This is a genomic window from Exiguobacterium sp. HVEsp1 (genome assembly GCF_002009685.1).
GTDB lineage: Bacteria > Bacillota > Bacilli > Exiguobacteriales > Exiguobacteriaceae > Exiguobacterium > Exiguobacterium profundum.
Genome location: NZ_KV917367.1, coordinates 1,843,306 through 1,856,771, shown reverse-complemented (window position 1 = coordinate 1,856,771; position 13,466 = coordinate 1,843,306). Strand labels below are relative to the sequence as shown.

The 13,466-nt window shown below is 48.0% G+C and carries 10 protein-coding genes; 8 read left to right on the top strand and 2 right to left on the bottom strand.

Annotated elements, in window-relative coordinates; translation table 11 throughout:
• Window positions 1-1,182 (top strand): DUF1015 domain-containing protein, encoded by a 1,182-nt coding sequence (locus BV910_RS09570; protein ID WP_078147166.1) that lies wholly within the window; start codon window positions 1-3, stop codon window positions 1,180-1,182.
• A gap of 67 nt (window positions 1,183-1,249) precedes the next feature.
• Complete coding sequence (hemW, locus tag BV910_RS09565; RefSeq protein ID WP_078147165.1) at window positions 1,250-2,404, top strand: radical SAM family heme chaperone HemW; 1,155 nt, start codon at window positions 1,250-1,252, stop codon at window positions 2,402-2,404.
• Window positions 2,405-2,448: 44 nt separating this feature from the next.
• Here the strand turns inward: hemW and BV910_RS09560 are convergent, their stop codons facing one another.
• Window positions 2,449-3,054 (bottom strand): DUF1054 domain-containing protein, encoded by a 606-nt coding sequence (locus tag BV910_RS09560; protein ID WP_012726669.1) that lies wholly within the window; start codon window positions 3,052-3,054, stop codon window positions 2,449-2,451.
• 199 nt (window positions 3,055-3,253) lie between these two features.
• Here BV910_RS09560 and hrcA point away from each other — a divergent pair, with 199 nt between their 5' ends.
• The 6 genes from hrcA to BV910_RS09530 all read left to right on the top strand — a co-directional run bounded on the left by hrcA (window position 3,254) and on the right by BV910_RS09530 (window position 9,664).
• Window positions 3,254-4,276: a heat-inducible transcriptional repressor HrcA gene (gene hrcA, locus BV910_RS09555; protein ID WP_074036577.1), complete on the top strand. Its 1,023-nt coding sequence runs from the start codon at window positions 3,254-3,256 to the stop codon at window positions 4,274-4,276.
• Window positions 4,277-4,293: 17 nt separating this feature from the next.
• The gene (grpE, locus tag BV910_RS09550) at window positions 4,294-4,881 is read left to right on the top strand and encodes a nucleotide exchange factor GrpE (protein ID WP_012726667.1); all 588 of its coding nucleotides are present in this window, start codon (window positions 4,294-4,296) and stop codon (window positions 4,879-4,881) included.
• A gap of 29 nt (window positions 4,882-4,910) precedes the next feature.
• A complete protein-coding gene (dnaK, locus tag BV910_RS09545; RefSeq protein ID WP_012726666.1) occupies window positions 4,911-6,737 on the top strand; it encodes a molecular chaperone DnaK in 1,827 nt (608 codons plus the stop codon).
• Between the two features lie 110 nt (window positions 6,738-6,847).
• Window positions 6,848-7,954 carry a molecular chaperone DnaJ gene (gene dnaJ / locus BV910_RS09540; protein ID WP_078147164.1) on the top strand — a complete coding sequence of 369 codons (1,107 nt, stop codon included), beginning with the start codon at window positions 6,848-6,850 and terminating at the stop codon, window positions 7,952-7,954.
• A gap of 18 nt (window positions 7,955-7,972) precedes the next feature.
• Complete coding sequence (gene prmA / locus BV910_RS09535; RefSeq protein ID WP_078147163.1) at window positions 7,973-8,911, top strand: 50S ribosomal protein L11 methyltransferase; 939 nt, start codon at window positions 7,973-7,975, stop codon at window positions 8,909-8,911.
• A 3-nt stretch (window positions 8,912-8,914) separates the two neighbouring features.
• Window positions 8,915-9,664, top strand: a complete 750-nt coding sequence (locus BV910_RS09530; protein ID WP_078147162.1) for a 16S rRNA (uracil(1498)-N(3))-methyltransferase — start codon at window positions 8,915-8,917, stop codon at window positions 9,662-9,664.
• A gap of 47 nt (window positions 9,665-9,711) precedes the next feature.
• On the opposite strand, the gene BV910_RS09525 is transcribed toward BV910_RS09530, so the two are convergent.
• The gene (locus BV910_RS09525; protein ID WP_078147161.1) at window positions 9,712-13,368 is read right to left on the bottom strand and encodes a S8 family serine peptidase; all 3,657 of its coding nucleotides are present in this window, start codon (window positions 13,366-13,368) and stop codon (window positions 9,712-9,714) included.
• Window positions 13,369-13,466: the final 98 nt, after the last annotated feature.

The following is a 13,466-nucleotide window of genomic DNA, read 5'->3' as shown; positions in this document are numbered from 1 at the left end:
ATGGTAGTATTTAAACCGTTCAGCCCTTATATGCCAACGCATCCGGAACGTGTCGCCGCTGACCCGTATGATGTCGTATCGATTGAAGAAGCGCAAGCCGTCATTTCAGAAAATCCCGATTCCTTTTTAGCAGTAGATAAGCCAGAAGCGCTTCAATCTGACCTTTCCCTTGAGAAGTGGGGGGAGCTGGCGCGTCATGAGCTAGAACGTCTCTATGAAAAGGAATTGACGGAACGTCCGAACGGATTTTACGTCTATCGATTGACATCGGGACAACGTCAGCAAACGGGTCTAGTCGCCACCTTTTCAGTCGCGGATTATGAAGCTGGTCGCATCAAGATTCACGAACATACACGGGAAACGAAGGAGCGGGAACGTGTCGAGCATGTCCGGGCGACGCGAGCGCACACCGGTCCGATTCTACTCAGTCATCCTCCACATGCAAACTTGAAACAAATCTTACATAAAGCGACTGACGGAGACCCGTTATTCTCGTTCACGGATGAACGAGGCGTCATGCATGAAGGATTCATGATTCCAAACCGTGAACTCGCTCGTGTCATGATGATTGGCGCGACCATCCCGTCGATCTACATTGCAGATGGACATCATCGTGCGAAAGCGGCAGCGGTCGTTTCCGGGATGAGTGGGGATCGTTCTCAAAAGAATGGACGTTCACACTTCTTAGGTGTCCTCTTCCCGAGTGACGAGTTGACAATCTTGCCGTATCATCGCGTGCTGACAGCGATAAGTCCTGAAGAGGTAGAGAATATGTTAGACGGACTCTCGTTTTCATACATAATCAAGGAGGAGGATCGTCTTGTCCTGCCGAATGAACATGGCGTCTTCGGAGTCGCCTATCGAGGGAAGTATTATAAGTTGACGAAACGGCAAGAAGACCCGGCGCTCGACGTTGCCATCTTACAGCGAGATATTCTGACGCCATACTTCAACGTTGAAGATATCCGTACGGATGCGAGAGTCGATTTTGTCGGTGGAAACAAGACGGTCGTTGAATTAGAGAAGCTGACTCAAGTGCCGGACCGATTGCTTTTCACGTGCCATGAGACAACGATGTCACAACTGATGCGCGTGGTGGATGATGGTGGCCAGATGCCTCCAAAATCAACCTGGTTCGAGCCGAAATTGAAGAGTGGTTTATTCATTCATCGATTCGATTGATGGCGCAGGCTGGAAAGAACAGACGAAAAGCGTTATAAATGGAATGAGAAGAAAGGGGTGGCCGAAATTGGCTAAAGCCGTATATCTTCACATTCCATTTTGTGAACATATTTGTTATTACTGTGATTTCAACAAGGTGTTTTTAAAAAATCAGCCTGTTGATGATTATTTAGATGCATTAGAACGAGAGATGGTATTGACGCTCGAGGCGTTTCCGACAGAGCGGATTGATACCATCTTTATCGGAGGCGGGACACCGACCGCGCTCAATGAGGAGCAGATGGCGCGCCTGATGGACATGGTCCGCCAACACATTCTGCCACTCGCGTCAGACGACTTAGAGTATTCTGTCGAAGCGAACCCGAACTTTGTGAGTGCGGAAAAACTCGACACGATGAAAGCAGGTGGCGTCAACCGACTCAGTTTCGGTGTCCAGACGTTTGATGATGGTGGACTCGAGCGCATCGGGCGGACACATCGGGCGGATGATGTGTTCGAGACGGTAAGCGAAGCGGCAAAGCGCTTTGACAATATCTCGATTGACCTGATGTTCGGTCTTCCGGAACAAACCGTTGAACAAATTGACCGTGATTTAGCGCTAGCGCTCCAATTACCGATTCAACATGTATCCTCTTATTCGTTGATCCTCGAGCCGCATACCGTCTTTGCGATTCAAGATCGAAAAGGGAAGCTCCGTTTACCGGGGGAAGATGTCGAAGTCGAAATGTACTTGAAAGTGATGGAGACGCTTGAACGCCATGGTCTCAAACAATATGAAATCTCCAACTATGGCTTGCCTGGTCGAGAGAGTCGTCACAATCAAGTGTACTGGCGCAATGAAGAGTATTATGGATTCGGAGCCGGAGCGCATAGTTATTTGAATGGGACACGTCGCGCCAATATCGCTCCAATTCCTCACTATATTAAAGCAGAAGGCATCCCTGTGAAACGGGTGACCGAACTAGAAGAAGTGGAAAAGATGGAAGAAGAGTTATTCCTCGGCCTGCGTATGCGTTCCGGGGTCTCGCTTCAGACGTTTGAACAAAAGTACGGAGTGTCGCTCGATGATGTGTTCGGTCACGTCATCGAAGAGTTGGTGAAGAAGTCACTGATTGAACGGACGGACACACATATCCGTCTAACGGCATCCGGTTTGCCACTCGCCAATGAAGCCTTTGCAGCCTTTATTGGAGAAGCAAAACTTGAACATGCTGATTCATAAAAAAATGGACAAGTCCCTCGTGAGGATTTGTCCATTTTCTTATATTACAAGACGAGATCACGATAGAGCGGTGTAAGCCGACCGAACGTGTCTTCGACCAACGCGAGAAATGCGTCTTCATTTTGAAGAATCGACGCATCGGCAGGAAGTTGACGGCCGATCAAGAAATCAGCCTTTTTCACAGTGCCGAATCGCTCAAGTAGCGATTGAATGTCTTCAGTTGACGTATCTTCAACAAGTAACGCTTCTTTTTTCATATGGTCGCCCGCGATATGGAAATCAGGGAATGTTGATTTCAAATCGATTTGTTGCAGGTGTTTCGCGATGGCGTCCTTGTTCGGCATCTCATAGATGAACGCTAGCCAGATGAAGACACGATCGTCGAAAAGCCCAACTTGTAAGTGCGGATGTTTTTTGTACCCACGTTTGTCGTGACAAATCGCCATCCACGTATCTTTCGGTGGGTTCACCGTCCGACGAGCGTGCTTCGCCACATGCAAATAAAGAGGAATACCGACATCAGCTTCAAGCTCTGGCCCGACCTCGTCATAAATCCGATGGAAGAGCGGTTGAATATCCGAACGGATGCCAGACATTCGTTCGTCGAGTCCATCCTGTTTAAATACATTAAATTGTTTTGTTGTAAACATTTAATCACCTCATCATCTATTCTACCGAAATGGGCTTTTATTTTCATTTCGTAGGTTTGCTATCGTGAAAAAAGGTGAAAAAATCCGAGTGTATGAATTGACAAATAGTGAGAACATGATAATATTTGAAGTGTGATTAGCACTCGTTAAATATGAGTGCTAATAAAGCGGGGTAACCTTTTCAGAGAGGAGTGATGTTGTGCTGACAGATCGACAATTGCTCATTCTTCGAGCCATCATTGACGATTACATCCAGACGGCTCAGCCGGTCGGTTCTCGGACATTGTCGAAACGAGACGATTTGACGTTTAGTTCAGCAACGATTCGGAATGATATGGCCGATTTGGAAGACATGGGGCTGATTGAAAAACCACATACTTCTGCAGGTCGCATCCCGTCAGAGGTCGGCTATCGATATTACGTGGACCACCTCGTCGAGAAGCAGATCATCGACGAACGGGAGACAGGTCGACTAGAAGAACGTTTGAAACAATCTTCAAAAGAGTCTGAGATCCTGATTCGACAAGCTGCAGATCTCCTTTCTGATTTGACCAATTATACGACGGTCGCCCTCGGTCCAAACAGCCAAATGGAAACGTTGGCCCGTGTGGACTTTATGCCATTAGACGAGCGGCGTGGTGTCGTTCTCATCGTCACGGATCAAGGTCACGTCGAGCATCGTACCGTCATGTTTGAATCGCGTGTCGCTCCTGACGTCATCGAGGAAACGATTCGACTGTTGAACGACCGCCTTGTCGGAACGCCAATCGGACAATTGAAAATCCGGATTGGGGAGGAAGTTGCCAAATTGCAACTCGCTCAGCGACAGCAGTACGAGAACATGATGCAACTGATTCAATCGACGCTCGGAATCCAAACGCCGTCTTCGCTTTATCTCGGGGGCAAGAAGAAGATCTTCAATCAACCCGAGTTTCAGACGCTCGACACGTTACGCCCATTCCTAGAATGGATTGATGAGCAAGAACGATTGACGCACTGGCTCGAATCGTTGCCAAATCGTGAAATTTATGTGAGCATTGGGAGCGAGAACGGAATTGTCGCCCTTCAAAATTGTAGTGTCATCACCTCGGATTATACACTAGACGGAAAAACATTCGGTACAATCGCTATGATTGGTCCAACGCGTATGAATTACCGTCATGGTGTCCAAATGATGGGACAAATTATCGAAGCGTTGCGACGAACGAAACTAGATGAGTGACGGAAAGGAGTTTTATTATGACAGCAGATCACCAAAACGGGCACGAGCAAGATGACGTGCTTGAAGAAAAATCTGTAGACTCGGCACAAACAGAAGAGAATGAGTCAACTGAATCAAATGAAGATGAGGTTTTAAATGCTGAGATTGTGGAAGAAAGTTCTGAGGGGACGGACTTACAAAAAGAAATCGAAGCGTTGAAAGCGAGCGAGCTCCGCATTCGTGCCGACTTTGACAACTTCCGTCGTCGGACGAACGAAGAGAATGCCAAACGCGTCAAGTTTGCTTCACAGTCTGTCATTGAAAAATTGATTCCGCTCATTGACAACTTTGAGCGTGCACTTCAAGTAAACGCAACTTCAGAAGATGCGAAGCAGATTCAATCGGGAGTAGACATGATTCATCGTCAACTACTTGACGTATTAAATGCTGAGCAAGTCGAAGTGATTGAAGCAGTCGGACAGCCGTTCGACCCGAATTTCCATCAAGCAGTCATGCAAGAACCGAGCGATGAGTTCGAGTCAGGTATCGTGACGATGGAGCTTCAAAAAGGATATACGATGCACGGTCGAGTCATTCGCCCGAGCATGGTAAAAGTTGCAGAATAATACTACTTAACGAGACGGAGGAATAAACGATGGGTAAAATTATCGGTATTGACTTAGGGACTACAAACTCATGTGTGGCAGTAATGGAAGGTGGCGAAGCCGTCGTCATCTCAAACGCAGAAGGTAACCGTACGACTCCTTCGGTTGTCGCATTCAAAGGAGAAGAGCGTCAAGTCGGTGAGGTCGCAAAACGTCAGGCTATCACGAACCCGAATACGATCCAATCAATCAAACGTCACATGGGAACATCACATACAGTTGACGTAGACGGTAAGAAATTCACACCACAAGAAATCTCGGCAATCATTTTGCAGAAGTTGAAGAAAGATGCTGAAGACTACCTCGGTGAATCAGTCACGGAAGCCGTCATCACAGTTCCTGCATACTTCAACGACGCGGAGCGTCAAGCGACAAAAGATGCTGGTAAGATTGCTGGTCTTGATGTCAAACGGATCATCAACGAGCCAACAGCTGCGGCACTCGCTTACGGTTTAGATAAAGGTGAAGACCACACGATTTTGATCTATGACCTCGGTGGCGGTACGTTCGACGTTTCGATTCTTGAACTTGGTGACGGTGTATTCGAAGTTGTCGCTACAGCTGGTGACAACCGTCTCGGTGGAGATGACTTCGACCAAAAAGTCATCGACTACCTCGTTGCAGAATTCAAAAAAGAGAACGGCATCGACCTCGGCAAAGACAAGATGGCACTTCAACGTTTGAAAGATGCTGCCGAAAAAGCGAAGAAAGACCTTTCAGGTGTCACAAGCGCACATATCAGCCTTCCGTTCATCACAGCAGGTGAAGCAGGTCCGCTCCACTTGGAGATGACACTCACACGTGCGAAATTTGAAGAATTGACGGCTGACCTTGTCGAACGCACAATGGAACCGACGCGCCGTGCCTTGAAAGACGCAGGACTCACACCATCTGACCTCGACAAGATCATTCTCGTCGGTGGTTCGACACGTATCCCTGCTGTTCAAAAAGCAATCCACGACTTCACGAAGAAAGAGCCATTCAAAGGGGTTAACCCGGATGAAGTTGTTGCACTTGGTGCAGCAATTCAAGGTGGAGTTCTTGCCGGAGACGTGAAAGACGTCGTTCTTCTCGACGTGACTCCACTCTCACTCGGTATCGAGACAATGGGTGGCGTGATGACGAAACTCATCGATCGCAACACGACAATCCCAACATCGAAATCACAAGTGTTCTCGACTGCAGCCGATAACCAGCCTGCTGTTGACATCCACGTTCTTCAAGGGGAACGTCCGATGGCACCAGACAACAAGACACTTGGTCGCTTCCAATTGACGGATATTCCACCAGCACCACGTGGTGTACCACAAATCGAAGTTAAATTCGATATCGATGCAAACGGAATCGTTCACGTATCGGCAAAAGATCTCGGTACGAACAAAGAACAATCGATCACAATCCAATCTTCTTCAGGTATCGATGAGGCGGAAATCGAGCGCATGGTGAAAGAAGCCGAAGCGAACGCAGAAGCAGATAACAAACGTAAAGAAGAAGCAGAACTTCGCAACGAAACAGACCAACTCGTCTTCGCGACAGACAAGGCGATCAAAGACCTTGGTGAGCAAGTAGAAGAGGCGGACAAAGAAAAAGCAGAAGCTGCGAAAGAAAAAGCGAAAACTGCTCTCGAAGGTTCAGACCTTGAGGCGATCCGTACAGCCAAAGACGAATTGTCAGCTGTCGTTCAAGAGTTGACGCAAAAAGTATATGCTAAAATGGCTGAACAGCAAGGTGCTGAAGGCGCAGAACCACAAGCGGAAGCGAAACAAGACGATAATGTCGTGGACGCAGAGTTTGAGGATCTCGACGACCGTAAATAAACAGCCGTTGTAAAGGAGAGCGCCAAAGCAGGTTTCTGCTTTGGCTCTTTCCATGTTAAGGTAGAATCGGTAAAATCGATACGTAGTTAGTGAGGATAGGAGCGAGAATAGTGGCGAAACGAGATTATTATGAAGTGCTCGGGCTCGACAAGTCGGCCTCGGCACAAGACATCAAGCGGGCATACCGAAAGTTAGCCCGTCAATATCACCCGGACATCAACCAAGAAGCAGATGCTGCTGACAAGTTCAAAGAGATTGGTGAAGCGTATGAAGTACTCTCAGACGAACAGAAACGGGCCCAGTATGACCGATTCGGTTTCGAAGGGGCCAATCAGTTTGGAGGAGGCGGTGACTTCCAAGGCGGCTTCGGAGATATCTTCGACATGTTCTTCGGAGGCGGTGGACGCCGTCAAGATCCGAACGCACCACGTCGCGGTGAAGATTACCAGTACGTCGTCGATCTTGACTTCATGGAAAGTGTCACAGGTAAAACGGAGACGATTGAACTCGAAATCGAAGTGGAATGTGACACGTGTATGGGAAGTGGCGCAAAACCGGGCACGAAACCGGAAACGTGTAATCGATGTGGCGGTAGCGGCGTCGAGACGGTCGAACAGAACACGATTCTCGGTCGTATGGTCAACCAACGTCCATGTAGCCAGTGTCACGGAAGTGGTAAGACGATTAAAGAAAAATGTCCGACGTGCCATGGCTCAGGTCATGTGAAGAAGAAACAAACCGTCGAGGTCAAAATCCCAGCCGGTATCGATAACGGTCAACAGATCCGTCTCTCAGGTAAAGGTGGTCCAGGCGTGAACGGTGGACCAGCAGGGGACTTGTACGTCGTCGTTCGTATCCGAGCACATGAGATCTTTGAACGTGTCGACCAACACATCGCAATGGATATGCCAATTACATTCGCCCAGGCTGCTCTCGGTGCGGAAATCGAAGTACCAACAGTTCACGGGAATGTGAGCTTGAAAGTACCTGCAGGGACACAAACCGGTTCGAAATTCCGTTTACGCGGTAAAGGAATGCCGAGTGTTCGTGGTGGTGCAAATGGTGACCAGTATGTCAGTGTCATCGTGATGACGCCGAAAAACATGACAGACCGTCAAAAAGAGTTACTGCGTGAATTTGAAGAAATTAGCGGAGAGTCCGGTGTCGAAGAGGAACATGGCATGTTCCAAAAAATGAAAAAGTTCTTTAGTCACTAAAAGGAGTGTGTACGAACGATGAAATGGTCTGAAATTTGTGTCCACACGACACAACTTGCGGTAGAAGCAGTATCCAATTTACTACACGAAGTGGGGGCACAAGGTGTCGTCATCGAGGACGTGGAAGATTTCGACAGAATGATGGCGGAGGACCATTTCGGAGAAATTTGGGACGTTTCGGATCGTGAAACGTATCCAACTTCTGGCGTACACGTCAAAGCGTATGTCCCGGCCTCAGGTGATTTTCAAGATTTACTTTCGAATCTTAAAAAAGAAATCGAACGACTTCGCACGATGCTCGACATCGGATCTGGAGACGTCACGGTCGCTGAAATCGATGAAGAGGACTGGGCACACTCTTGGAAGCAGTATTATAAGCCGGTAAAGATTTCGCAACAACTAACCATCGTTCCTTTATGGGAAGAGTACACCCCGCAGCCGGAAGAGAATGTGATTTTGCTTGACCCGGGTATGGCGTTTGGCACAGGAACGCATCCGACGACAATGCTCTGCATTCAAGCGATTGAGAACTACATCCAGGAAGGTGACCGTGTCATTGATGTCGGTACAGGATCGGGTGTATTGTCGATTGCAGCAGCAAAACTTGGTGCAACTAAGGTAAAGGCACTAGACTTAGACTCGGTCGCAGTCGAAGCTGCTCGTCAAAACGTTGAGACGAACGGAGTGGGCGAACTCGTTCAAGTGGACACAGGTGATCTTCTGAAAGGTGTGGAAGGCGAGTACGATTTAGTCGTAGCGAACATTCTTGCTGACGTCATTCTCCTTTTCATCGAAGACGCCTATGCACGTACGAAGTCAGGTGGGCGCTTCATCACCTCTGGAATTATCGGAGAGAAGCGGGCTGAAGTGACGAATGCTTTGGTCGCTGCTGGATTTGAGATTGAAGAGACGCGCGTGATGGAAGACTGGGTCGCGATTATCGCCAAGAAGGGGTAAGTTATGCAACGTTATTTTTTGACAAAAGAAGCCTTTAAAGGCGAAGCGGTGATCCTTCCTTCAGACGTGGTCCACCACATCGGTACAGTCTTACGACAAGGTCCTGGATATGAGATGGTCCTGTTGGATGGTACAGGTGTTGAGTATGCCTGTGTCGTGACATCGCTTGAGAAGAAGAGCGGGGAAGCGAAAGTCACGTCATCGCGACAGGCGACGACTGAGTTGCCAATCGAGGTGAGTTTGGCGTATGCACTCCCGAAAGGGGACAAAGTCGAGCTCGTCGCCCAAAAAGCGACGGAGCTTGGCGTTCACCATCTGTTGTTGTTCGAATCAGCGCGCTCTGTCGCCAAATGGGATGGGAAAAAAGCTCCGAAAAAAGTGGAGCGGATTCAAAAGATTATGCAAGAAGCGGCTGAACAATCCTATCGTGCCGTAGTACCGACGTGTTCCTACATCTCTCCGAAAGAGCTTCATCAGAAAATGGAGGGCTATGATGCCGTCATCATCGCGTATGAAGAGTCGGCAAAAGAAGGGGAACAGTCTGCTTTCGCACAACTGTTGACTCAACTGAAACCGAAACAACGCTTTCTCGTCATCACGGGACCTGAAGGTGGATTCGATATGAATGAAATCAATCAATGGACTCAGGCTGGAGCGACTGCATGTGCATTTGGACCACGCATTCTTCGGTCTGAAACGGCGCCGCTTTATGCATTATCTGCGATTTCTTTCGCGCTTGAACTCAACAAATGACATGAAAAACGGATGACCTGATTGAGGTCATCCGTTTTTTGTATCGCTTATTTTTTGTTAATTGTAATTACTTTTTTCGTGACGTTCCCGGCAAGGTCGGTCACTTCGAACGTGAAGGTATTCTTTCCTTTCGCTGTCACTGGAAGTGTGATTGTTCCCGTGCGTGAGAATGCACGCATCGCGTATGGTTCTTTCAACGTATAGTTCCATTTCAAGTCCCCGTTGACCCGAAGCTTGATTTCGTCGAAGTTATCCTTTACTTGAACTTTCACGTTTACAGACTTCTGTTTAGCCGATACGTTCTTCGGTACGTTTGTCACCGACAATGTTGCTTTCGTTGAGTCGACAAAGATTGGGCGGACGAAGTTCGTCACGTTCCCAGCAGTGTCTTCTGCGACAAAGCGGACTTTGTGGAAACCATCCTTATATGTGCGTGTCGTATTGAACGTATATTGTTTCGCTGACGCGTCATATTTGAGTGGTACGTCGACCCCGTCTACCGTGAACGATGCGATTTCAGAGGCATCCTTGATTTGACCGATCAATGGAACGATGGATGTACCGTAAGGAGACAAGGCGAGTGGTGCATCGACAAAGATACCAGGTTTGGCCGCATCATTTTCTGTTGAAACATTTCGAGTGATCACGTTCCCGGCATTGTCTGACACACGAACTGAAAGCTGATCTGTAGTCTCGAGCGGCTGTTCAAGTGTGAAGTTCGCTGAAGCTTTCGCTTCTTTTGCCACGACTTTCCCGTTGATGAGGAATTCGATACCGTTGATTCCAGCAAAGTCATCCGACGCTTTGACGCTTGCTACGTTGTCGTCCCAACGAAGCGTGAAGCGTGGGTCTGTGTAATCTACTTTGACAGGGATGCGCATCGTTTGAGCTTGTTTCTTCATGTAATCGATGCTTGCTTCGATTTCATAGTAATATGTGCCTTTTGGCGCCATCTTCCCATTCAATTTTCCGTCCCAAGCGTTATCCGCTGCGTAATAGTAATAATCACCACTTCCACCATCGAAGTAGTTCTTTCTCAATTCGTCTTCCATCTTGAGGGTGCGAAGGACGTTCCCTTTCTCATCTACGACGCGATATTTGATGTCTTTCGCATTGCGTAATAGCGAGAAGACTGGAGTAGCCGTATCTTTCGACCCGTCTCCATCCGGTGAAATGGCAACCGCTTCGCTAGCCACAGATTCATCTAGTTTTTCACCTAAGTAGTTTCCTTCTGCATCCACCAATCCAGAGACGCCATAGAATGCGCCTTCTCCATAGATTGTCTCGTCAAAGATCGGCGCTTTGCCCCAATCCCCTTCAAATCCGACGATTGGAACGACGAGAGATGGATGACCGTCTGTACCGCGCGGATCAGTCAAACGAAGGAATCCGTCGACGAAATAGCCGTTCTCAAAGACAGATTTAGCGGATACAGTGCCTTCCAATGTTTCAGGATTCAACACTTTTGCTTTCGAGACATCGATTGAAACGTTAATTTCCTTCTTCTGTTTTGCTTTCAAAGTGACTTTACTTGTGTTTGATCCGTTAATTTTAATGATCGCTTGTTGAAGTGCTTGCGCTTCCATCGCATTTTGAACGATTCCGTCTTTGTTTTTGACAGCGAGATCCGTTTGCAACGATGCGGCTACATCATAAGTTAACGATTCAGTCGACGTGTTCTCGACGACGATCGTGAACGATGCTTTGCTCTTCGACAACTCTTTTAAAGCGACTTTTGCTTCTTTTGTCGACTTCTCATATGCGACAGCAGGAGAGGTGACGGCTGCATGCAATTGCATGAGACCTGCTCCGGCCCGACGTGGTGAGTATGGGAGTGATTGTTTCAATTCTTGGTTATACGGTCCGATATCTGTGACAGGCTTCGAGGTGTTGAGTAACAAGTTTTTCGCCATCGTGACACGTGCTTTTCCACTCAATTTGAAGTCACGGTCCACACGCTCAAGGACGAGGGCCGCCCCTCCGGCAACGTGTGGTGCTGCCATCGATGTTCCGCTCATCAACCCATATTGGTTATCGTTGAACGTAGAGAAAATTTGGCCACCTGGAGCAGAAAGCTCTGGCTTGAAGTCAAGGTTCGGTGTGACGCCCCACGATGTGAAATCAGACATCGCACCGGCTGAACGGTTATTGACACTGATGCGGTCACCGGCAAACGTCACTTGAAGCGGACCGTCTGCTAACTTGTCTTTCAGTTCATTCCCGTCCTGGATGCTGAGTGAAGCCATCGGAATTTGAGGTTGATCGAGAGCCATCGAGACATAATCGCCGTGCCCGACCGCACCACGTACGATGACACCTGCTGCGCCTTGCGCTTCAGCTGTTTTTTGGATCTGCGAGTAGAAGTAACCGCCGTCGCGAACAGCAAGGACGAGTTTTCCTTTTACGTCCTTTCCTTCATAATTCTCCGGTTGTCCGTCTCCGACATATACGATGTCGTATGTTCCTTCTTTGAAGGCAGGGCCGTCTTGTTTTTTCCATCCGATTTTTTCATCTCCGACACGGAATGCGTCCAATTGAATTTGATCGTTTTCAAGAGAGGCGACCGATGTAGACGCTTGACTGACACTCGGTGCCCCAACGACGCCCGTATCTGGGTTTGAAGCAGTCGGCAAGTCAAATCCGTGACCGAAGTATGCGGAGTTCCCAGCAGAAATCGACATAAAGATGCCGTTGTCGACAGCACGTTGAACGGCTTGTTGCTCTGGAGAATCGGCATCGACGAAACCGGCTGTTGATCCGAGGCTCATGTTGATGACGTCAGCACCGAGTTTAATGGCATCATCAATCGCTTTGATGTAGATATCTCCATATGTAGACGCATAGTTCGGGTCGTTACTGAATACTTTCAATCCCAAAATTTGTGCTTCCGGTGCGACACCTTTGATCCCACCGTTTTCTAAGTCACCGTTTGCGGCAACTGTACCGGAAACGTGCTGTCCGTGCATGGAAGCGCCAGGTGAATCATCTTTGATGTCATTGTTCTCATCGTAGTAGTTATATGCGTATGGAACTTTCTCGTTGACGTATTCGCCTGGGAGACCGAACGATGTGATGGCTTGATTGACTTCAGATTGAGTCAACTCTGCCGTTTTGGCGTCTGTGATCTTATAATCCCGGTGCTCAGGGTCGATTCCAGAATCGATGACGGCGACGACAGTACCTTCTCCGGCAAACCCGTAATCTCCCCACGTTTGTTCGGCTTGAACCATGCCATTACTCGTGATCATATCCGGTTTGACTTCTGGGCGCTCATACTCGTTGACAATGTGAACGGTCGCCACTTCAGGTAATGCTTCGACTTTGGCGATTTCACTTGTAGACAAGAATGTAGAGAAGCCATTAAAGACGGTCGTGAATTCTTCAATCGGTGTAGCCGTTACGCCTTGTTTCTTCAAGGCGGACTTGGCACGTTTTTGTTCTGATTGAACAGATTGTTGTGCCTTATTTTGCTCTGATTTCGACAATTCATTAAATTTCTTTCCTTTTTGAGCGGCTTCGGCAATGGCAGGATCCCCGACGAGCTCAACGACGACCCGAACTTTTTTCTGTTTCTTCTCTAGAACCAGTTTCGGTTTAACGGAAGCTTCAGCTGAAACAGAGGTTGTTCCTGCTTGAATCAGTGCAGGTGACAAGGCGATACATGTGGCGAGTGAAGCGTTTAAATAGATTTTTTTTCGTGACAACGTATAGACCCCCTAAAATTTGTTAGTACCTGTAAAATTTAAAGCATAAACTCACATTGAGAACTATCATATCGCTAATCAGACGAAAAAGAGTGGGT